The organism is Haloferax sp. Atlit-109R, from assembly GCF_003665865.1.
GTDB lineage: Archaea > Halobacteriota > Halobacteria > Halobacteriales > Haloferacaceae > Haloferax > Haloferax volcanii.
The window spans coordinates 144,933-165,584 of the sequence record NZ_QPLO01000004.1 but is presented as its reverse complement, the minus strand read 5'-3'; the positions used below and the strand labels follow the sequence as shown (position 1 = coordinate 165,584).

Below are 20,652 nucleotides of genomic sequence, written 5' to 3'. Positions count from 1 at the left end.
GTATCGTTTGTTACAGACTCTCGTTCGTGGCCTCCCGAATCCACGACAGCGACCGCTCGGGCAGCAGTCCGTAGTTGTAGAACGAGACCCGCGGCACGTCGACGGCCCGGAGTGAGTCGACGATGTCGACGAGCGTGTCGCCGTCGTGTATCGCCGGGTGGCCCGGGAGGAGGCCGACGTGTAACGGTACGTCATCGGTCACCGCATCGACGCTTCGATAGGCGTTCATCACCGCCTCACGTGAGGACTCGTACGCCGGCAGACAGAAGTAGTCGACGTGCTCGGACAGCTGGTCGAGGTCGGCCCCGACCATCCACTCGCGGCCGGGTTCGGGCGCGCCGACGTAGTATCCGAGCGGTGTCGACCTGCTCGCCGCGGACAGGTCCGCGTAGAGCGTCGCCAGCGTTTCTTCGCGTACGTCGACGTAGTCGGCGACCGCGTCGTGCTCGCGGAGCCATAGCTCGGGCGAGAGGCCGTGCGGAACGGTTCCATCGACGATTTCGTCGAGCGTCTGTGCGACGGTCTCTCGAGCTGATTCGACGTTGATGCCCGCATCCGACGCGGTCCCCCGACAGTGGTCGCAGAAGCACAGTCCGAAGAGGAACTCACCGAGCGTTCCCAGCTGAGCGTGAATTTTCTGGTGGTGCCAACCGAACCCCGTCCCGTAGAAGTAGTCGAAGGTCTCGAGTTCGATTCGGTCGAAGTGCGCCGAGTCGGTCAGGTCGCGGACGAGTCCGGTGAGGTACTCCTGTACGTCGGGGTTCGACGGGCAGAGGCCGAATACGAGGTCGTCGCCGTGCGCGGAGGTCAGCGTCACGTCTCGATGGCGCATCCCGAGCCGCGAGTTGTGGCAGCCGACCGTCCACGAGTTCAACCGGACGTTCTCGAGACCGTCGGCGATTCCAGCGACCCAATCACCAGTCATTCCTTCGTACGGAATCGGTTCGAGGCGGCCGTAGCCGCCGTCAGGGCGGAAGTACGAACTCGCGCGTGCGAAGAAGGTCCGCCGCTTCGGGTTGTGCGGCGCGAACGCCTGTACGGCGTGATAGTTCGTCGCGAGGGTCACCTCGTCGACGCCCAGTTCGGCGATGCGAGCGCCCGTCTCTCGTGGTCCCGCGTCGAGCACGTCCCACGGGTACGCCCAGATAGCGAACTCCATAGCAGGTCGTCACGCGGGTCGATAATAAATATACAGGAGGGTCGTTACTCCTTGACTGCGCCGGCGGTCATCCCCGCCACGATGTACTGTTCAAGGAACGCGAACAGAACGAGGAGTGGGATGATACCGATGACCGAGACGGTGAGCATCATCCGCCAGTCAGTCTGAAGCGCGCCGACCATCGAGAAGACCCCGCGCGGGATGTTGTACTTCCCGCTGTCGGTGAGGAACGTCAGCACGAACAGGAGCCGGTTCCACGCGTACAGGAACGTGTAGGTGATGCTGGCGACGAGCGCGGGTTTGGTCAACGGAAGAACAATCTTCGTGAGTACCTGTAACTGGCTGGCACCGTCGATGCGGGCGGACTCTTCCAGTTCGACGGGAACGGTCTTGAAGTAGCCGTAGAGCATCCAGATGTTGAACGGGAGGGTGAACGCCGCTGCGGGGACGATAACGGCTAGGTACGTGTTGAACAGTCCGAGCCGGCTGATGACGTCGAACAGTCCCACGATGAGAACCACGGGGGCGAACATCTGGACGACGAGGACGGCGAGCAGGAACGTCCGCTTGCCCACGAAGTCATTCCGCGCGCAGGAGTACGCCGCGGGGATCGCGAGCAGAAGCGTCAGGACGACGGTTCCGAGCGAGATGACGAAACTGTTGGCGATCCAGAGGAGCACGTCAGTCTGCGTCCAGACGTCCACGTACGCCCCGAGAGACAGCTGGGACGGCACGAGCGTCGCCGGTGCGGAGAATATCTCCGACTCCGGTTTGAACGTACTGGAGAACATCGCGTAGAACGGGAACATCATTATCCCGAGTAGGGCGATGAGCATGCCGTAGACTCTGACTCGGCGCAGTCCGCCCTCGTCGTGGCCTGCCATCGTCACAGCTCCTCACCTCCGCGGGTGTAGACTCTGAGATACACGATAGCGAACAGGAGCAACAGCAGGAACCCGATGACGCTGTAGGCGGCACCGAGCCCGAGATGCCCGTTCTGCAGGCCGACCTGGTAGATGTGAATCACCAGCGTCGCGGTCGTGCTAATCGGACCGCCGCCCGTCATCGTCCAGATAGTGTCGAAACTGACGAAGGTCCAAATCGTCGAGAGGAGCGTCGCCATCAGGATGACGCTCTTGAGTTGTGGGAGCGTAATGTATCGGAACTGGTGCCACCGCTCAGCCCCGTCGATGGCCGCGGCCTCGTAGAGATCCTGCGGAATCGACTGCAGACCCGCAAGGAAGATGATCGCCATAAACGGCGTGCCGATCCAGATATCCGCCACGACGACGCCTAACCACGCGATGTCGGGGTTCCCGAGAATTCCGATACCCTGCTCTATCACGCCGAGTTTGAGCAGAATGGCGTTGAGATAGCCGAACTGTGGATGTTCTATCCACCGGAAGACGACCGCAGAGATGGCGTACGGAATTCCCCACGGGATGAGGAACGCCGTTCGGAAGAACTTCCGACCCCGAATGTCGCCCTTGAGGTGAACTGCGATGAGCAGACCGAGTAACGTCTTACCGGCGACGCCGACCGCGACCCACCGCCCCGTTTGCCAGAGGAGACGGTAGAAGATGTCGCTGTTGAGGATGTCGACGTAGTGTTGCAACCCGACGAACGTCTCGATAGTCGAATCGGCGGGAGAGCGATACAGCGACAGGCGGAACGTCTCCAGTATCGGGTACCCTACGACGGCGACGAGAAATAACGCAGCAGGCGCTATCAAAAGGTATGCGCGGCGGTTCCGCTTGACGTGCGCGGCGGACTGTGATAGCCGCGAATCGTCGCCTGTCTGGGTATGTTCTTCAGCGAGGCTCATATCGTTGCATTAGTTCATCGCGTCTTCGAGGTCACTCTGGGCGTCGTTCAAGGCCTTCTGCGGGCTCTTTTGGTCGGCGAGCGCTTCCTGTATCGCTTGGACCATCCGGTCGTTGAACTGGCTGAAATTGCTGAGTTTCGGCCGAGCACGGGCGTACTGTCCCGCCTCGACGAACGGCCCCCAGTTCTTCGACTCGGAGAAGTACTCCCGTTCGCCGACCGCCTCGACGACCGGGAGGAAGCCCTTTTGTTTCGAGTACTGGAAGCGGCGCTCCTCGTCGAAGTAGAAGCGAATCAGGTCTCGCGCGACGTCCTTATGTTCGCTCTGGCTGAAGATGCCCAGCGTGTCGATAGTGAACAGGCTGTACCGGCCCGCAGGGCCCTTCGGGACCTGGACGATACCGTAATCGAAGTCAACCTCACCGTTCTCCTGTGACTCGGTTATGTTGAGCCCCGTGTAAACGTGCCCGATGACCATCCCGAGGTCGCCGTTCTCGAACAGTTGACGGATGTCCTGTCGGGTCGACGAAAGCGGTGAAGACTGCGTCACGCCGTGTTCGAGATGGAGGTCGGTGTAGAACGAAAGCGCCTCAACGGCGCCGTCGGAGTTGACGACGGGCATCCCCTCGTCGTCGACCAAGTCGGCACCGTGCGACCAGTGGTAGTGGTAGTACTGCGACCCCGTCTCGATGGCGTCAGCGCCGGCGAGGCCGAGTGCCGGGACGCTCACCTCGTCGCTCTCGGTGAGGGCCTTCGCCGCCGAGAGCATGTCTTCCCACGTGTCCAGCGCCGGATTTCCCGGGTCGAGACCGGCGGCCTCGAACGCGTCTTTGTTGTAGTAGAGACACTTGTTCGATGCGGCCCACGGAACGCCGTAGTGCGAGCCGTTGTACATCGTGCCGTTGGCGACTCCCTCGGCAAACTTCTCGCCGAACTTGCCGTCCATTAGATCGTCGACCGGTTCGAGCGCGTCCTTCCCGACGAGTTGCGGAATCCACCGAGCGGGCCAACGGCTCACGTCCGGGGCCTGTCCGCCGTCGACTCGGTTGTTCACAGTTTGCCGTGCGTTGTCCCAAGTTACACTCGTGAACTCGACGTCAACGTCGTACTCTGACTCGAAGGCGGCGTTGTTCTCCTCGAAGAACTGCTTGATGTTGTCACCGACACCCATTGTGAGGAGTTGGACGCTCTGGGTGTCTCCCCCACCCTCACCGCTGCCCTCGCCGTCGGAGCCGCTTTCGCTTCCGTCCCCGCCGCCGGTACAGCCGGCGATGGCGATCATGCCACCAGCGCCGAGCGCTTGAAGGAGCCGCCGACGGTCCAGAGTCTGTCCGCTAGCTTCCTCTGTGGTATTTTCTCGCATCATCGCTACCAATTTGCCCCACATATATAATTGTTTTTATCCATATTTTATTGTCATTATCGTTATCGGTGTCTCACGCGTTCTGTTCGTGAACCGCATCGAGCAGCGAGGCGAGTTCCTCGGCGATAATCGACCGAATCCGCTCTCCCTTCTCGGCGCTCGCTTCCTCGGGGAGCCCGATGGCACCCGTCTCGGAGTACGTGTCGAACGACCGGTAGACACTCACTGAGCCCCCGTCGAGGAGGTCCTGTCCGCTCCAACGGTATGACTCGTTTAGTGGTTCACCGTTCCGGGTGGAGGAATCGCCGACGAGGTCGGGTCGGACCGCGAGCATGAGCGACGTTTCGAACTCGCCACCGTGAGCCATCCCGCCGGTTTCGGTATCCCGAAGCGCCTCGATTCGGTCAGTCGCCAGCTCGAAGTAGGTTGTTCCGAGCACCTCGGCGTCGGTCTCGACGCCGACCGTGCTGACGACGGACCCAATGAGAGGGCCGTTGCCGCCGTGGCCGTTGACGAACAACACGGCGTCGAAGTCGTTTTGAAGCCCCGTGTGCGCGATGTCCTCGAGCGTCGCGCGAATCGTTTCGAAGTCTAGCGACAGCGTCCCGCCGAAGGTGAGATGGTGCGGTGAGAACCCGCTCCACACGGTCGGCGAGACGACGACGGGGAGACCGTCAGTCTGCTCAACCGCCGAATCGACCATCGCCTCAACCAAGAGCGAGTCGGTCACGACCGGTAGATGTTCGCCGTGCTGTTCGATGCTCCCCACCGGAATCACCAGAATCGACCCCGGTTTCGCTCCCACCTCTCGGACCTCAGCCGCGGTCAATCCTGCCCACTCGTGCTCGCGTCGTCCGATTGAATCATACATCATGTCAGGCGGAGTCCGTCAGTCGTGTCTCACTCACCGCGACGCGCGCGCCGTCGCTACCAAAGAGATGCATGTCGTCCACGTCGAACCCGAGCGTTATCTCGTCCCCGACAGCCGGCCGGAGCTCGCTTTCGACCCGCGCGACGACCTCGGACGAGCCGTGGGTCGTCTGCAGGTAGAGGAAGTTGTCCGAACCGACCGGTTCGACGACATCAACGACTGTTTCGACGTAGCCTCCCTCGCAGTCCGGCGTGAAATCTTCCGGTCGGACACCAAGCGTGTACTCACCAGAGGGAACGTCGACATCCAGTGTGAACTCGAAGCTCGGGGATTCGAAGCGAACGCCGCCGTCGTCGTCTGTTGCGGTCACCTCGAAGAAGTTCATTGAGGGCGACCCGATAAATCCGGCGACGAACTCGTTGTTGGGTTCGTCGTAACAGCGCTCCGGGGGGTCAACCTGCTGGAGTTTGCCGTCGTTGAGGATGACGATACGGTCGGCCATCGTCATCGCCTCTGTCTGGTCGTGAGTGACGTACACCGTCGTGACGCCGAGGTCCTCCTGAATCCGCTGTATCTCCGTCCGCATCTGCGTCCGGAGTTTGGCGTCCAAGTTCGAAAGCGGCTCGTCCATCAGGAACACGTCCGGGTCGCGCACGATAGCTCTCCCCAGCGCGACCCGCTGTTGCTGACCGCCCGAGAGCTGTTTCGGGAGGTCGTCTAACAGCTCCGAAATCTCCAGCATCTCGGCGGCGTCCTCAACGCGGTCTCGGACCTCGTCGTCGTCTTCCCCGGCGAGACGCAACCCGAAGGACATGTTCTCGCGGACGGTCATGTGGGGGTACAGCGCGTACGACTGGAACACCATCGCGATGTTCCGGTCCTGCGGCCGCACGTCGTTGACGACGTGCTCGCCGATGGCGATCTCACCGCCGGTGACGGTCTCGAGCCCAGCCACCATCCTGAGCGTCGTCGACTTCCCGCAACCGGACGGCCCGACGACGACAACGAACTCCCCGTCGTCGACGGTGAGATCCAACCCCTCTACGGCGAGGATACCCCCATCGTACTCCTTACTCACGTTCGATAGTCTTACCTGGCTCATGTCGGCTGAAGACTACTCCTCAATCCCGCATAATAAATGTTGGTAATGGAGGTGAACGACGCGCTCCCAACCGTGTTGAATCGCATCCGGGGCCGCTGCGATCTTCTCGACACCCCAGACGTCGGGTAAAGCGCCTGTCCAGTCATCGGTTCTCGACTTCCCTTGCGTCTAACCGAGGGACACGGTGGTAATCCCCCGCAAGGTCACCACTGTCGGTACCTCGTATTCAACACGGTCAAAAATGCAGAATATCGACGTACGCTTATACTACCGTTAACATTCATCGAACAGGGCTTCTCAACCGGTATCTCGGCCTATTCACGGGACGTGGTTTCGCTCCCGGATTCGACGCGCTCGGAAAATACGTGTCAACACGAGGTAAAAATAGCGTGTTACTCGATGTACTTTTTTCTGTGGTAAACACTCGAAGTTTTCTTTTCGAGAGAGTTGAATGGCAGTTGAACAGGGGGAAAATACTTTCACCGAGTGTGGAAAAGACCGTAGCATGTCCGATGGCGACGTCAAAACAATACGCGCGGTCGAAACGACGTTCGAGATTCTCGATGCCCTCAGCGGCGTCGAACCGGCCGGCCTCTCGGAACTCGCGTCGACGGTCGACATTCCGGCAAGCACGATTTACGTCCACCTCAACACGCTCATTGAGCGGGGCTTCGTCGTCAAAGACGCTGGAGAGTACCGTCGCTCGTTTCGCTTTCTCGAGGTTGGCGGAGATATCCGGCAGCGGATCGATATCGCTCGACTGCTCAGAAATAAGGTCGAAGAGCTCAGCCGAGTGACGGGCGAGATAGTCGGCGCTGCGGTCGAAGAAAACGGGAAACGGGTCATTCTATATCGAAGCACCGGGAAGAAAGCCGCGGCGGACGAGATTCCGATCGGGAATCGCACGGAGATGCATTGGACTTCGCTCGGAAAGGCGATTTTAGCGTACCTCCCCGAGGCTCGCCGGGCGGAAATCGTCGAACGACACGGTCTCCCGTCGGGAACGAACAGGACCGTTAGCTCGCTGGCGGAACTCGAAGACTCGCTCGGGCGGGTCCGTGAACGAGGGTACGCCATCGATGACGAGGAACATCTCCGCGGTATTCGAGGCATCGCCGTTCCGCTTCTCGATAAGAACGGGGATGTCAAGGCGTCTATCGGCGTGACCGGCCCCCGAGACCGGTTCACACCCACCTACATGTCGGAGCTACTGAACGTACTGCAGTACAGCAAAAACGAACTCGAGGTTCGTAACCAATACTCCGAGTACACGACCATAGACGGGTGATGACCCGCGCTCGTCGTGAGAATAGATTACGGAACTATGTCTGTAATTTCTCACGGCGTGCTGCTACGGATATCACTCGTCATGGAGTTTTCACCGACTTTCCGAGCGGGCGAACAGATAAAACGACTATACTCAAGATGGACACTTCCACAACAAGTATTGTGAATATTATAGACATATGCAGAGATAACTATCTCAGGGTCGCTGCTAGATCGACTGTCTGGTAGACGGTTCGGTACATAGCCATCCTCACATCCAGTGCTTCCTGTTCTAAGTTGCCCCTCAAAGTCGGATATGAACCTATTTTTCTACACATATCTGCATATAAATACAACCCGCGACTACTTACAGCTCACGGGGCTCCCTCATCAGCATGACTTGCCAAGTTTCGAGTATTCATAGACGGTGGTTAGAAAATTAAAGATTGAACAATACACACAAGATAAGGGATTCCGAGATAAGTGTGATTTCACTCACCAAACCACTGGTAGAGCGCACCGGGTTCCGCTCGCCATCGACGTTCCAACTCCGGGGCAATTCGATCGCTCGGATATCGTTGCTGCTCTCAAGAGTGAAACTATCCATAACGCGACGACGAACTCCTCAATGGGCGGGCATCGAGACTCGGCCGAAACAGCCACCACAAACAGCTGCCTGAGAGCCACGACGAAGCGGAAATTAAAACATATATCCGTCACCCCCTGTATTCTCTCCAATATGCAATTCTGTGACGAATGCGGGTCGATAATGCACACGGAAGGTGAGACATGGGTGTGTCGCTCTTGTGAGCACAAAGAGCCACGGGACTCGCAAGCGGAAGCAGCAATGTCGATTCAAGATGGACAGCAAAACAACGGCACACCCACCGTGGCCGACGCAACCCAAGACACCTCCGAGACTATGCAGGAGTCCTGTCCGGCCGAGGACTGCGACAGTGACCGGGCCCAGTACCAGATGATGCCCAAACCGGGAGGTTCCTACGAGGTTCGGCTGTTCACATGTGTCGAGTGCGGCCACAAGTGGCGCGAGTCTTGAGCAGTGGTTCTGGCTCTGTTGAAATCCTCTGGGCCGGACATATGTAGCGTGCTGAATATAGAGGGGGAGTTCAGCAAGACTCAGATATTCATTTCACGCGACCAGTGACAAAAATACACCCAAACAAGGGCCTTCTGTAATACAGAACTCAGGATATAGGTACAAAATGAACACTGTTCGAGCACCGAGCGTACCGCTCGTCATCCCATGTCGACTGGCAGGTTGTCGTTCCGAAGTGAGTAGTGAGGCGGGTCGAACGAGGTCGTAATCGCGTGTACGCCCACCCCGATCTCCTGTACACGGGCGAGTAAGTCGACGAACTCCGGGTCGACAGCTCGGTAGGGGCGGAAACGTTCGACATCAGGTCGCTGCACGACGAACACGACGTGTGTCTCGTGGCCGTCTTCAGAGAGCGCTTCGAGGCTCCGGAGGTGGCGCCGACCGCGCTCGGTTTGGCGGTCGGGAAACATGGCGACGCCGTCCTCGACGTGCGTGCAAGATTTGATTTCGACGAAGGCGGTCTCGTCGGCCGGCGTCTCGACGAGAAAATCTGTCCGGCCGTGCTCCGGTAGTACAGGCTCGCGTTTCAGGCAACTGTACCCGGCGAACGCGGGGATTGCATCGCGGGCGAGCACGCGCTCGAAGAGGTCGTTCGCAAACGCCGGGCGGACGCTCACGTACACGCCGTCGACGCGGACGGTGATGGCGTCGTAGTCCGTCGCACGCTCCGGGTCGTCAACCGGCGAACAGAGAATCTCGTTTCCCGGCTCGACCGTGCCTTCGAGGGCACCGGGGTCTCCGAGAAAGACGCGCTCAGGGGCGTCCTCGAACCGAACACGGACGACGAACCGATTCGGTCGGTCGACGATAGTTCCGGTGAGTAACTCGCCGTCGATTGTGAGTAGTGGGTCCATGTGTTGTGGATACGATGCGGCCGAGGGGATACCAATCGTTCGCTTCGAGTCTGTGAAAGCTCTCGGGTCGTCGGGGCGTGTCTCTCTTCCGGCCCTTATCAGGCTCCGAGATTTGCGATATCGGACCCGACCGTCGCCAGCGCATCGGCAGGTTCGGGTCGCTGTCAGCCAGATGCTCGTACCAGTGGTTCGGAACACGAGCCAGCGCCGTGGCGGTGGCCTTGCCGTACGTCTCGACGCCGGGCTCTGCCGAGTCGTTACTATCCCAGACATCGCGGATGACGGTCATCGACTCGATTCAAACCGCTACGTTCTGTGGCTCGTAGCGAGCTATAGTTTGAAGAGGCCAAGTTGGAGAGCGACGTACTCCGTGGTGTTGTTCCCCGCCCGAGATCCGACGGGGCGATCGAGACGAGCCACCAACGTACAGGACGAACGAGCGGTCGGTCGGCTCCGGGACGGATAGACGGCTGCGATCTGAGGACAGGAGATCTTCGAGTGCCTGACGGAACTCCGCCGGGGTGGTTGCGGGGTCGAGGAGGCTGTCGTATCCGGGGACCGCGTCGTCGATGAGTTCGGTGGCAACTGCCATCTTGTATCCGACGCCTGCGAGCACCTCGTCGACGAGCGTGGCGAGCGGTGAGAGGTGTTCGGAGGGGAGCGGTTCTCCGCTCACGCCGGCACCACCTCGTTCCGGTCTCCGTTTCCGGGTCCCCCATCCTCGCTCCCGGGTGAGTTCGTCGGTTCGTTGAACACCTGCATACCTCACCTCTGTCGTCGAGTGGGATAATTCCCTCAGTGCTCCGTCGTGGGAGTGAGGTATCGATTGAGCCCCGCCTACCCGTCCCGACGATGCCCGACGCGAGCGAGTCGGAGCGGGAGCCCCGGTATCGGACAAAAGATTACGCGATTAGCTCTGTAATTCGCTCGCTCGCCATCGGTGCCGCTGGGCCGGTGCGTGTTTCTTCATACTGAAGCGCGTCGCTCGCTAACCGCTGGCTCTCCCCCGGTGGTTCCGAATCGCCGTGTCCGGGTTCGTCGCCGATACCCCCTACGTTGGGGTGTTTCGACCGGCTCCCACGGCTGATTCGGAAATAGTGAATGCTGTGTCGACGCCGAGTTCGACCGGGAAAAGACTAAACGCGGCGTCCGTCCGTCCACAATTCTACAGCAATCCAAACCTATATTAGAATGATAATGATAATGGTCTATTATGGCGCAAGTCATTATCGGCGTAGACGCCGGTACGACAGTAATTAAATCGGTCGCCTTCTCGCTCGACGGCGAGGAGCTACACAAGAGCAGCGTCGAAAACGCGGTCGACCGCCCCGAGTCCGGCTGGGCGGAACAGTCCATGGTGACGACGTGGAAGAAGACCGCACAGACGCTCAGCGAGGTCGAAGACCAGTTGGACGACGACGACGAGGTCCTCGCGCTCGGCGTCACCGGGCAGGGCGACGGCTGTTGGCTCGTCGACGAGGACGGTGACCCGGTCCGTCCCGCGATTCTCTGGTCCGACGGTCGTGCGAGTTCCGTCGTGCAGGCGTGGCAGCAGTCGGGCGTCTCCGAGCGGGTCTACGACATCTGCGGCGGCACCCAGTTCCCGGGGAGCAGCCTCGTCATCCTCCGGTGGCTCAAGGAGAACGAGCCCGAGCGCTACGAGGAGGCCGACACGGTCTTCTACTGCAAGGACTGGCTGAAGTACAAGCTCACCGACGAGCTCACTACGGACCCGAGCGACGCGTCGCTCCCGTACGTCGAATCGGAGTCCGCCGAGTACTCCGACGAGGTTCTGGACGTCGTCGGAATGCCGGAGGTCGGCGAGATGCGCCCCGACCTCGTCCCGGGCACCGACGTCGTCGGCGGCCTCACCCGGAACGCGGCGGTCGAGACGGGGCTCCCCGAGGGGACGCCCGTCGTTTCCGGCTTCATCGATATTGCCGCGTCAGCCTTCGGAAGCGGGGCCGCAAACCCGGGCGACGGCTCTTCTATCGTCGGGACGACATCAGTGAATCAGACAGTTCTCGACGAGGCCCCCGACGACGACGAGCAGACGGGTATCCTACTGACGCTCGGCGTCGAAGGCGGACTCTGGACAAAGTTCATGTCCTCGATGACCGGCACGCCGAATCTCGATTGGGCCATCGAGGAGATTATGGACAAGAGCAGTTTCAACCTCGTCGAAGAGGAGGTCGAGTCGATTCCCGTCGGCTCCGACGGCCTCATCTACCACCCGTTCCTCAGTTCTGCAGGCGAGCGTGCCCCCTTCCTCAACCCCAACGCGCGAGCGCAATTCATGGGGCTGAACCAAGAACACACGCAGGCACACCTCGTCCGCGCGGTCTACGAGGGCATCTCGCTTGCCATGCGTGACTGTTTCACGCACCTTCCACAGAACGCCGACGAGGTGTATCTCAGCGGCGGCGGCGCGAACTCGGACTTCTGGTGTCAGATGTTCGCCGACTGCCTGAACGCGACCATCATCATCCCGGAGGGAACCGAGTTCGGCGCGAAGGGAGCCGCGCTCCTCGCCGGCGTCGGCACGGGTGCCTACGACGACCTCCCCAGCGCCGCGTCCACCACGTCGTCCGTCGCGCAGTCGTTCGAACCGCGGCCGAAGAAGGTCCAGCAGTACAGCCGCTGGTACGACGTGTACACCGATGCCTACGAGGCGACGTTCGCGGTCTGGGACGAGCGCGTCGAGGCGTTGGAGGACCTCCGCTACATGTCGCAGTCCGCGGGCGCGAGACCGAACAAGAAGACCGTCGTCGGCAAGGACACGGTGAAAGGGGGATACGATGATTGACCTGTCGTTCCTCTCTTTCGGTATGCTCGTCGCCGCCTTCGCCGGCGGCGCGTTCGGCGCCGCAATCGGCGGTCAACCCGCCTTCATCTTCACCGGCTTCCTCGTCATCGCGGGCGAGGCCGGCAACCTCGCGACCGAGGCCGTCGCCGCGGCCACGAACGCCGACCCGGCGCAACTGAGCGCGCTCGGCCTCACCGGGTCGGTCGCGTTCGGTCCCGTCTTCGGCCCGCACATCAGCTTCGCCGCGGGGGCCGCCGCCTCCGCCTACGCCGCCAAGCGAGGGTACATGGACGCGGAGTTCGATTACCACCCCGCGAAGAACATCAACTACGCGTTCGGCACGAAACCGGACGTGCTCCTCGTCGGCGGGCTGTTCGGTATCGCCGGCTACCTGATGGCGCAGGTCATGGTCGCGTTCGCCGCGCCGTGGGACCCCGTCGCGATGGCCGTCGTCCTCTCGGCGGCGCTCCACCGCGTCGCGTTCGGCTACGACCTCGTCGGTCAGTCGGCGGAGGGACGGCTCAACATGCGCCCGTTCGTCGAAGAGCGCTCCCGCGACGCGCCGCAGGCCACCACCGACGGCGGACAACCGCAGTCCGGGGCGGCGACCCGGTACCTCGTCGAGCCGTGGCTGCCGCAGCAGTACAAGTGGCTGAACGTCTCCCTGCTCGGACTCGCCGTCGGGGTGCTCGGGGCGTACCTCGGGTACGCGACGGGCAGCGTCTACCTCGGGTTCGGCATCAGCGCCGTCTCGCTCATCTTCCTGAGCATCGGCTTGGAGCACTTCCCTGTCACCCACCACATCACCCTCCCCGCGAGCACGGCGGTTTTCGCGATGGCCCCCGAGGGCGCGGCGGTGAGCTCGCTGCCGCTCGCCGAGGTAGTCCTCGTCGGTGCGGGTATGGGCCTCGTCTGCGCGCTGTTCGGCGAACTCTTCCAGCGCGTCTTCTACGCACACGGCGACACGCATTTCGACCCGCCGGCCGCGGCCATCGTCTTCGGGACGTTCCTCGTCGCGGTCCTCGGGGCACTCGGCGTCTTCCCGCACACCTCGTGGGTGCCGCCGCTGTGACTGACACTCACCCGCAGACCACGAGACTCGACTGAGACGACGACTTGACCGACCCCGACCGACAGGCACCGATAGACTACCGTTCCCAGTCCGTACACCGCGAACGGCTTCCCGCATAGACGACCGCTTCGACGTCAGTGAATCGCTTCGAACGCCGCCTGCGCCGTTTCGAGCACCTCTTCGTGGGCCTGACCGTTCGACGCGACCAGTCCGGGACGTCCCGGCAACCACTCGTTTCCGTGAATGTCCGTCACGACACCGCCAGCCCGCCGAACGTGGTGTACGCCGGCGACCGTGTCCCACGCGTTGGGGTGCTCGTCGAGGCCAACGACCGCATCTATCGAACCGTCAGCGACCCGCGAGAGCGTTAGTTGCGTGGTTCCGATGCGGCGGAGTTCTCCGAACCGGCCGAATATCTCGCCGGCGAGCGTCTCGACCGCGGGGCGGTCCTCAGGTCCGAACCGGAGCGTCGAGGCGACGATGAACGCCTCGATGTCGGGTTCGTCGTTCACGGTTATCGGCCGTCCGTTGCGCTCGATTTCCCCGCCGGTCGCGACGTACGTGTCGCCCGTCGCCGGCGCGACGTTGACCGCGGCCAGCGGTTCCATGTCCTCGACGATGGCGACGCTCGTCACCCACGCGTTCGTCCCGCGGGTGAAGTTCTGCGTCCCGTCGATGGGGTCGATGACCCACGCGTAGCCCGATTCCGGCACGGTCTTTCGCTCGTCTTCCTCCTCGCCGACGACGGCGTCGTCCGGGAACCGCTCCCGAATCGTCGAGATGACCCGACGCTGGGTCTCGCGGTCGATTTCGGTCACGAGGTCGGTCTTGTCGCCCTTCTGTTCGATATCGAAGTCCGTTCTGAAGTGTTCGAAGGCGTACTCCGCCCCGGTCTCTGCGGCCTCTACCGCGACTGCTTCGCGCGAGTGCTTCTCCATACTCGGCTATCCGTTCACGGCGAGAAAAAACCTCGGACGGCGGTCGTCCCTTCCCGAATTCGGTTCGTCCCGTTCCGTCTCGTTCCATCCTGTCTCGTCCCGTCCCGCAACGCCCCGAGCACCCTCGGCCGCGCCGCTCACTCGACCGGGTCGACCGCGCGGTTCGCCGTCGGAACCGCCTCGTCACCGCCCGCGGCCGCCCATCTGACCGCGTTGTCGAGCACCTCTTGCACGACGGGAACCTCGTACACCGGATAGGTCTCGTGGCCGGGGCGGAAGTAGAATATCCGACCGCTACCGCGCCGGTAGCAACAGCCGGAGCGGAACACCTCGCCGCCCTCGAACCACGAGGCGAACACTAGACGGTCGGGCTCGGGGACCGCGAACGGTTCGCCGTACATCTCCGTCTCCGGGACGACAAAAGACTCGTCGAGACCGTCGGCGATGGGGTGGCCGGGGTCGACCACCCACACTCGCTCTCGCTCGCCGGACTCGCGGTACCGGAGCGAACAGGGCGTGCCCATCAGTCGCTTGAACACCTTCGAGAAGTGCGCGGAGTGCAACGGGACGAACCCCATGCCGTCGTAGACGTGTTCGCAGACCCGCTCGACGACCGCGTCTTCGACCACCTCGTGGGCCTTGTGACCCCACCAGACCAACGCGTCGGTGTCGTCGAGCACCGCCTCGGTGAGGCCGTGGTCAGGTTCGTCGAACGTCGCGACACGCACGTCGTGACCCCGCGATTCGAGGGCCTCGGCGAGCACCGCGTGGATGCCGTCGGGGTAGACCGCGGCGACTTCCTCGTCCGTTCGCTCCTGTACGTACTCGTTCCATACGGTCACGGATGCCATACGTCCACAACGCGCGCACCCGGTCTAAAACTACCGAAATATCGACATGTGGGCGGTGACCGACGCCGCGGCGGTTGCGAAAAGCGAGGCGGGACAGACGCCCCGTGGGTGCCTGCGTGAGCGTTCTCGAACCGCGGTCACGGCTCGGACCGGTCGCGGTCTCGCCGCCGGCGTCGTCGACCTCCGAGTCCGGTCGCTCCCGCGGTCAGTCGTCAGTCGCTCGCGTTTCCTCGGAACGGCTCAGTCGTCGCTCGGAACCGCGTCCGCTTCGACGAGTTTGGTCCAGCGCTCGACACCGGCCTCGGCGACGTCGCGGTCCTGCGTGACAGCGCCGCCGGAGACGCCGATAGCGCCGACGACTTCGCCGTCGCGTTCGAGCGGGTAGCCGCCGCCGAAGACGACCATCCGGCCGTCGTCTCGCGTGTCCAGCCCGTACAGCGAGTTCCCCGGCTCGGACGCCTCGGCGAGTTCGTGCGTCGGCATGTCGAGAGCGGCGGACGTGTAGGCCTTGTTACGTGAGATGTTGACGGAGGCGAGCCACGCGCCGTCCATCCGGTGCTGCGCGATGAGGTTCCCCTCGCTATTGGCGACCGTGACGACCATGGGGTTCTCGATCTCGTCGGCCCGGGTCTCGGCCGCTTCGATCAACTGCGTTGCTACGTCTAGCGGGATTGCTTCCACCATGCATGCGTAATGCCCGTACGCGGACACATAAATCCGGTCATTTTTCGTCGGAGTTCTCCCCCGGCCGTCACTCGACGAGCGCGTCTTCGAGCAGTTCGAGCGGGTGGCGTATCTCGTAGCCCGTGCCGTGTTCCATCTGCATCGCGCAGGTGGGACACTCGGTGATGCCCGCGTCGCCCTCGGCGTGGCGCATGTGGTCGAACATCTCCTCGCCGATTTTCATCGACTTGTCGTACTTCTCTTCCTTCCAGCCGTAGGTCCCCGAGATGCCGGAACAGGAGTCACCCACGTCCTCTATTTCGACGCCGTCGACGTCGCGGAACAGTTCGACGACCTGCCGGTGGAGCCCCTGATTGCGAGCGTGGCACGGTCCGTGGTAGCCGAACGACTCCCCGTCGAGTTCGGCGTCGGCCAGCGCGCCCCGCAGGTCCTCGTGGATGCGGAGGTACTCCAGCGCCTCGAACGTGTTGTCCGAGACGTCCTCGATACCGTCGATGTCGAACAGCTCGGGATACTCCTGCCGGAGCGACAGCGAACAGGAGGTACACGAGGCGATGACGTCCGCGCCGTCCGCCAGCGCGGCCGTGAGGTGTTCGACGTTCGTCTCGGCGTGTCGTCGCGCGTCGTCGAGCATGCCGTTCGCGAACATCGGCGTCCCCGAGCACCCCTGCGGCGGGACGAGGACCTCGTAACCGAACTGCTCGAAGACGCGGACCATCGCCTTCGCCACCTCCGGCGTGTTGTAGTTGGCGTAACAGCCGTGGAAGTAGGCGACCCGCTTTTCGGGGTTCTCCACCCACGCCCCGCCGCGTTCGCGCCACCACTCCCGGAACGTCTGCGACGCGAACTCGGGGAAGTCGCGTTCGGCGGTGACGCCCAGCAGTTTCTCCATCGCCCAGCGCGCCGGGCCGAAGTTCATGGCGAAGTTCGCGAGTCGCGGAACCGCCGACGCGACCGCGGCCGAGGTCCGGTAGTTGGCGAGGATGCGGTTGCGGACGTACTCCCGCGAGAGCGTGCTCATCTGTTCACTCACGTACTCGCCGCGGGCCTCGTTGTGCATCTGACTGAGCGGGACGCTCGACGGGCACGCCGAGTCACAGCGCATGCAGTTCGAACACGACATGACGGAGTCGTCGATGTCGGCGTCATCTTTGCGCTTGAGTCGCCACTGCTCCGGCCCTTGGAACTTCGGTCCGGGAAACTCCTCGTCCACCTCGGCGACCGGGCAGGACGTGTCGCAGGCGGTGCATTTGTAGCAGTCGTCCGCGCCCGCTCGGAGGTCGAGATCGCCCTCCTCGAACACGTCGGTCAGTTCCGAGCCGGTATCGTACTCGGCGCTCTCGGAGGCTGACGCGGCCGCGACCCCGCCGTCAGTGACTCGTCGTTCCCCGTCGGTTCGTCGCTGTTTTCCCCCGCTGGTCGTCCTGTCTCTCTCAATCGTCTGGTCGTGGCTGTTCGTCCGATTCGATTCGGTCGTTCGGTCTCTGTCGTCGCTCGCTGTCATAGTCTCGTGTGTGGGTCGTGTCTGTTGTCGTTCGGTCGTCCGTGTCGCCGGCCGTCTCGCCGTCAGTCTCCGAGTTCCTTCGCGGCGTTGCGTCCCGCGACGACGCCCGTGGCGAGAGAGACGCCCGCAGCGGACTTCTCCCGGGCGGCGTCCGCGCCGCCGACCACCGCGCCGGCGGCGAAGAGGTTCTCGAACTCCGGTGTTCCGTCGGCGGCGAGCGGCCGCATCTTAGCGTCCGGTTCGACGCCGAAGCGGGCGTAGGGATGCGCCCCGAACGCGTCGTCGACGAACCAGTCGTAGCGGTCCGACGGTTGGGGGACGCGGCAGTCGAACACGGGCTCTCTGACCGCCGTCCGGTCGGAGTCGAGGCCCTTGCCGACGAGGCCGCCAGTCGCGAGGACGAACGAGTCGGCCGCGTACGGCACCTCTCGGCCTTTCCGGTCAACGAGCACCGCATCGACGTGCCCCGACTCGCCATCGGTCTCGTAGCCGACGACGGGGTTTCCGGTCTCGTACAGGACACCCTCGGCGTCGAGCGCGTCGTAGAGTCGGTCCTCCAGCCGGAGGCCGGGGAGGCTCGGCGGCCCCATCGGAATCTCGAACACGTCGACGCCGAGTCGCTCCGAGAGCGCCGCCCGAACGGCGTCGGCTCGGTCGTCGCCGAGCACGGCCGGAAATCCCACGCGCTCCGCGCGGTCGACGTACGGCTTCACGGCGTCCACGAGCGCCCGCCTCACCGGAGTCCTGTCGAGGCGCTCGTCGTGGTCCAGCGCCTTCGCGATTCGCGTCACCGGTGCGTCCGCCCGGAACTCCTCGGCGAACTCGATTTCGACGCCGGCGACGGGAAACGGGACGCCCGCGGCCTCAAGCGAGTCCGCGAGCATGCGGGCGTCGAAGTCCGTGAACGACCGGAAGCCAACGACGAGCATCGGTCGGTCGTCGCTCGCCAGCCCCGCGGCCGCGGCGCGTGGGTATCGTGCGGTCGGCTTCACCGCGCCGCCGAACGTCGGCAGGAGCGCGTTACGGTCCGTGTGGCCGCCGTGATACGCGTCACCAGTGAGGTCGTCAAACAGCGCGAGGCCGTCCCGCAGGGCGGACTCGCCGACGAGCGAGTAGGGGTGGTCCGCCGGGAGGTCGTCGAATCCGTCGGTCGGTCTGACGAGCGGTCCCTGGTACGCGTCCCGGTTCGACCGCACCGCTCGGAAGTCTGCGCGCCCTTGGGTGACGTAATCCGCCCCCTCTGCGGCCGAGTCCCGCGACGGCACGTAGCCGAGGGCGTCGACCAGCCCCGACGCCTGTCGAAGCGTCGTCTTCTTGTGGGAGACCAATCTGACCGTCACGCCCTCGCGGGCGGCCGCGACCGCGCTTGCCATCCCGGCGAGTCCGCCGCCGACGACGAGCACGTCGCTCTCAATCGCCATGGCTGCCCTCCGGAACTTCGGTCCGTCCCCCGTCGAAGGCGCGGTACTCGATGTTCTCGTCGCCGGCGACGTGATTCGCGTCGTGATTCATCGTCGTCGCGTGAAGCATGGCGTTGAGCATAGCCTGCGAGAGCTGTTCGCCCCAGAGGGCGTGACGCTGACCCTTCCAGCGCTCCTGATACAGTTCGTCGACGGCGTCGCGGGCGACCTCGGCTCCGTGGTCGGGATAGAGTTCGGCTCCCAGCCGATGGCTACAGAAGCCGCCCTGACAGTTCCCCATCGACGCACGGGTTCGGAGGCGGACCCCGTTGAGGTCCGCGCCGACTTGGTCGATGGCGTCTCTGACCTCGGCGCGGGTGACTGCCTCGCACTCGCAAAGCGTCGGGTTCGGCTCGTCGATGTCGAGCACCTCGGGGGCCCTGTCACCGAGTCGCTGACCACTTCTGCGGGCGATGGGTGAGCGCAGGTCGAACTCGTCCATGTACTCGTCGAGCGCCGAGGGGTCGGCGCTCCCGGGGAGCGGAACCTCGTCCGTCAGGCAGGGTTCCTCGACGCCCAGTACCTCGCAGACGTGGTCGCTGACGGACTCCGCCATCTCTCGGTAGGTGGTGAGCTTGCCGCCGACGACGGAGGCGAACCCCGCGACTCCGTCGCGCTCGGCGTGGTCGAGCACGAAGTAGTTCCGCGTCACGTCGCCGGGGTCGGTCGTCGACTTCGGGTTCGGGTCGTACAGCGGTCTGACGCCCCAGTAGGCGCGTATCATGCGGGCGTCGGCGACCACCGGAACCATCTCGGAGGCGATGTCAATCATCATATCCACTTCCCACTGCTCTTCGGGGTAGTCGTCTGGGTCGTCAACCGGGTCGTCGTTTGCGCCGAGCAGGACCGTCGTCTCGTGGGGGATGATGGTATCGCCCTCGCCCTTCGGGAGACAGCGGTTGATGACCGTGTCCAACTGCCGGACGTTGGTGACGACCATCGCGCCCTTCGAAATCGCCATTTCGAGGTCGACGCCGGCCATCGCCGCCAACTGTCCCGCCCACGCGCCGGTCGCACTGACAACGTAGTCCGCCTCGAACGTCTCGGTGTCGCCCGCCGCGCCCTCGCTGTGGTGGTTCGGCCCCTGTCGCTTGACTTCGACGCCGGCCACCCGTCCGCCCTCGACGACAAGGTCGACGACTTCCGCGTGCGTCTCGATGCGCGCGCCGTGTTCGACGGCGCTCGCGGCGTTCGCCACGCAGAGGCGGAACGGGTCGACCGCGCCGTCGGGAACCCAGATGGCGCGCTCGACCGCGTCGGTGAGGTAGGGTTCGCGCCGTCTCGCCTCCTCGCCCGAGATGACCTCGGTCGGGATGTCGCACTCCGCACACCCGGCCAACTTCCGTTCGAAGTAGTCGTCGGAGTCGCCCTCCAACTGGACGAACAGCCCGCCGGTGTCCTCGATACAGTGGCCCGCGATGCGGTGGAGCACCCGGTTTTCCCGCATGCAGTCGACGGCGCTCTCTTTGTCCGACACCGCGTAGCGGGCCCCGCTGTGGAGGTGGCCGTGGGTGCGCCCGGTCGTCCCCTCTGTGAGATTCCCCCGCTCCACGAGCGTCACGTCGAAGCCGCGCATCGCGAGGTCGCGGGCGGTCCCCGTACCGGTGGCTCCACCGCCGATAACGACGACTGAGTAGCTCATATAATTATGAAAAACCATGGGTAGCGACGTAATAATTGTTGTGCTCACCGAATTTTCCGCGGTCGCGGGTCGGACGCGGCGGCGGCACCGCTCACGCGCCTTCCGTGACACGGGTCTCGATTCGGCGATGCTCCGAGCC

Annotated in this window: 17 protein-coding genes and 1 pseudogene; 4 read left to right on the top strand and 14 right to left on the bottom strand. The window is 63.3% G+C overall.

Annotated features, from left to right (window positions below; genetic code table 11):
- Positions 1 to 10: 10 nt before the first annotated feature.
- From DVK03_RS18635 to DVK03_RS18610, 6 genes are all read right to left on the bottom strand, one after another.
- Positions 11 to 1,159, bottom strand: a complete 1,149-nt coding sequence (locus DVK03_RS18635) for a hypothetical protein (protein ID WP_115803491.1) — start codon at positions 1,157 to 1,159, stop codon at positions 11 to 13.
- A gap of 44 nt (positions 1,160 to 1,203) precedes the next feature.
- Entirely contained in the window at positions 1,204 to 2,049 is an 846-nt protein-coding gene (locus tag DVK03_RS18630; protein ID WP_013035053.1) for a carbohydrate ABC transporter permease, read from the bottom strand.
- Positions 2,046 to 2,984 (bottom strand): carbohydrate ABC transporter permease, encoded by a 939-nt coding sequence (locus DVK03_RS18625; protein WP_115803490.1) that lies wholly within the window; start codon positions 2,982 to 2,984, stop codon positions 2,046 to 2,048. The genes DVK03_RS18630 and DVK03_RS18625 overlap by 4 nt, the downstream gene beginning before the upstream one ends.
- A 9-nt stretch (positions 2,985 to 2,993) precedes the next feature.
- Positions 2,994 to 4,265, bottom strand: a complete 1,272-nt coding sequence (locus DVK03_RS18620) for a sugar ABC transporter substrate-binding protein (protein ID WP_115803489.1) — start codon at positions 4,263 to 4,265, stop codon at positions 2,994 to 2,996.
- A 154-nt stretch (positions 4,266 to 4,419) separates the two neighbouring features.
- The gene (locus DVK03_RS18615) at positions 4,420 to 5,220 is read right to left on the bottom strand and encodes a creatininase family protein (RefSeq protein ID WP_013035219.1); all 801 of its coding nucleotides are present in this window, start codon (positions 5,218 to 5,220) and stop codon (positions 4,420 to 4,422) included.
- A gap of 1 nt (position 5,221) precedes the next feature.
- Positions 5,222 to 6,319, bottom strand: coding sequence for an ABC transporter ATP-binding protein (locus DVK03_RS18610; RefSeq protein WP_013035128.1), 1,098 nt, complete (start codon positions 6,317 to 6,319; stop codon positions 5,222 to 5,224).
- A 505-nt stretch (positions 6,320 to 6,824) separates the two neighbouring features.
- Between DVK03_RS18610 and DVK03_RS18605 the strand changes: the two genes are divergently transcribed.
- Both DVK03_RS18605 and DVK03_RS18600 read left to right on the top strand, forming a co-directional pair.
- Positions 6,825 to 7,607, top strand: a complete 783-nt coding sequence (locus tag DVK03_RS18605) for an IclR family transcriptional regulator (protein ID WP_004043195.1) — start codon at positions 6,825 to 6,827, stop codon at positions 7,605 to 7,607.
- 717 nt (positions 7,608 to 8,324) lie between these two features.
- Positions 8,325 to 8,642 carry an RPA12/RPB9/RPC11 RNA polymerase family protein gene (locus DVK03_RS18600; protein ID WP_115803488.1) on the top strand — a complete coding sequence of 106 codons (318 nt, stop codon included), beginning with the start codon at positions 8,325 to 8,327 and terminating at the stop codon, positions 8,640 to 8,642.
- 200 nt (positions 8,643 to 8,842) lie between these two features.
- Here the strand turns inward: DVK03_RS18600 and sfsA are convergent, their stop codons facing one another.
- Positions 8,843 to 9,586, bottom strand: a complete 744-nt coding sequence (gene sfsA / locus DVK03_RS18595) for a DNA/RNA nuclease SfsA (protein WP_233521839.1) — start codon at positions 9,584 to 9,586, stop codon at positions 8,843 to 8,845.
- Positions 9,587 to 9,654: 68 nt separating this feature from the next.
- Positions 9,655 to 10,232 (bottom strand): annotated as a pseudogene (locus DVK03_RS18590) (ribonuclease H).
- 537 nt (positions 10,233 to 10,769) lie between these two features.
- On the opposite strand from DVK03_RS18590, the gene DVK03_RS18585 reads away from it, so the two are divergent.
- Together DVK03_RS18585 and DVK03_RS18580 are read left to right on the top strand one after the other, a co-directional pair.
- The gene (locus tag DVK03_RS18585; RefSeq protein ID WP_115803486.1) at positions 10,770 to 12,362 is read left to right on the top strand and encodes an FGGY-family carbohydrate kinase; all 1,593 of its coding nucleotides are present in this window, start codon (positions 10,770 to 10,772) and stop codon (positions 12,360 to 12,362) included.
- Positions 12,355 to 13,434 (top strand): hypothetical protein, encoded by a 1,080-nt coding sequence (locus DVK03_RS18580; protein ID WP_115803485.1) that lies wholly within the window; start codon positions 12,355 to 12,357, stop codon positions 13,432 to 13,434. Before DVK03_RS18585 ends, DVK03_RS18580 begins: the two co-directional genes overlap by 8 nt.
- A gap of 134 nt (positions 13,435 to 13,568) precedes the next feature.
- Here DVK03_RS18580 and DVK03_RS18575 read toward each other — a convergent pair whose 3' ends face one another.
- The 6 genes from DVK03_RS18575 to glpA all read right to left on the bottom strand — a co-directional run bounded on the left by DVK03_RS18575 (position 13,569) and on the right by glpA (position 20,513).
- Positions 13,569 to 14,372 (bottom strand): inositol monophosphatase, encoded by an 804-nt coding sequence (locus tag DVK03_RS18575; RefSeq protein ID WP_115803484.1) that lies wholly within the window; start codon positions 14,370 to 14,372, stop codon positions 13,569 to 13,571.
- A 137-nt stretch (positions 14,373 to 14,509) separates the two neighbouring features.
- Positions 14,510 to 15,223: a ThuA domain-containing protein gene (locus DVK03_RS18570; RefSeq protein WP_115803483.1), complete on the bottom strand. Its 714-nt coding sequence runs from the start codon at positions 15,221 to 15,223 to the stop codon at positions 14,510 to 14,512.
- A 240-nt stretch (positions 15,224 to 15,463) separates the two neighbouring features.
- A complete protein-coding gene (locus DVK03_RS18565) occupies positions 15,464 to 15,907 on the bottom strand; it encodes a heme-binding protein (RefSeq protein ID WP_013035085.1) in 444 nt (147 codons plus the stop codon).
- A 67-nt stretch (positions 15,908 to 15,974) separates the two neighbouring features.
- On the bottom strand, positions 15,975 to 17,411 hold the full coding sequence (locus DVK03_RS18560) for an anaerobic glycerol-3-phosphate dehydrogenase subunit C (RefSeq protein ID WP_115803482.1): 1,437 nt from the start codon (positions 17,409 to 17,411) through the stop codon (positions 15,975 to 15,977).
- Positions 17,412 to 17,473: 62 nt separating this feature from the next.
- Positions 17,474 to 18,832, bottom strand: coding sequence for a glycerol-3-phosphate dehydrogenase subunit GlpB (gene glpB, locus DVK03_RS18555; protein ID WP_115803481.1), 1,359 nt, complete (start codon positions 18,830 to 18,832; stop codon positions 17,474 to 17,476).
- Positions 18,822 to 20,513 carry an anaerobic glycerol-3-phosphate dehydrogenase subunit GlpA gene (gene glpA / locus DVK03_RS18550; RefSeq protein WP_115803480.1) on the bottom strand — a complete coding sequence of 564 codons (1,692 nt, stop codon included), beginning with the start codon at positions 20,511 to 20,513 and terminating at the stop codon, positions 18,822 to 18,824. The genes glpB and glpA overlap by 11 nt, the downstream gene beginning before the upstream one ends.
- Between the last annotated feature and the right edge of the window lie 139 nt (positions 20,514 to 20,652).

Coding starts and splice junctions, on each gene's coding strand:
- DVK03_RS18635 (WP_115803491.1), bottom strand. CDS start 1,159: ATGGAGTTCGCTATCTGGGCGTACCCGTGGGACGTGCTCGACGCGGGA.
- DVK03_RS18625 (WP_115803490.1), bottom strand. CDS start 2,984: ATGAGCCTCGCTGAAGAACATACCCAGACAGGCGACGATTCGCGGCTA.
- DVK03_RS18620 (WP_115803489.1), bottom strand. CDS start 4,265: ATGATCGCCATCGCCGGCTGTACCGGCGGCGGGGACGGAAGCGAAAGC.
- DVK03_RS18615 (WP_013035219.1), bottom strand. CDS start 5,220: ATGATGTATGATTCAATCGGACGACGCGAGCACGAGTGGGCAGGATTG.
- DVK03_RS18610 (WP_013035128.1), bottom strand. CDS start 6,319: ATGAGCCAGGTAAGACTATCGAACGTGAGTAAGGAGTACGATGGGGGT.
- DVK03_RS18605 (WP_004043195.1), top strand. CDS start 6,825: ATGTCCGATGGCGACGTCAAAACAATACGCGCGGTCGAAACGACGTTC.
- DVK03_RS18600 (WP_115803488.1), top strand. CDS start 8,325: ATGCAATTCTGTGACGAATGCGGGTCGATAATGCACACGGAAGGTGAG.
- DVK03_RS18585 (WP_115803486.1), top strand. CDS start 10,770: ATGGCGCAAGTCATTATCGGCGTAGACGCCGGTACGACAGTAATTAAA.
- DVK03_RS18580 (WP_115803485.1), top strand. CDS start 12,355: ATGATTGACCTGTCGTTCCTCTCTTTCGGTATGCTCGTCGCCGCCTTC.
- DVK03_RS18575 (WP_115803484.1), bottom strand. CDS start 14,372: ATGGAGAAGCACTCGCGCGAAGCAGTCGCGGTAGAGGCCGCAGAGACC.
- DVK03_RS18570 (WP_115803483.1), bottom strand. CDS start 15,223: ATGGCATCCGTGACCGTATGGAACGAGTACGTACAGGAGCGAACGGAC.
- DVK03_RS18565 (WP_013035085.1), bottom strand. CDS start 15,907: ATGGTGGAAGCAATCCCGCTAGACGTAGCAACGCAGTTGATCGAAGCG.
- DVK03_RS18560 (WP_115803482.1), bottom strand. CDS start 17,411: ATGACAGCGAGCGACGACAGAGACCGAACGACCGAATCGAATCGGACG.
- glpB (WP_115803481.1), bottom strand. CDS start 18,832: ATGGCGATTGAGAGCGACGTGCTCGTCGTCGGCGGCGGACTCGCCGGG.
- glpA (WP_115803480.1), bottom strand. CDS start 20,513: ATGAGCTACTCAGTCGTCGTTATCGGCGGTGGAGCCACCGGTACGGGG.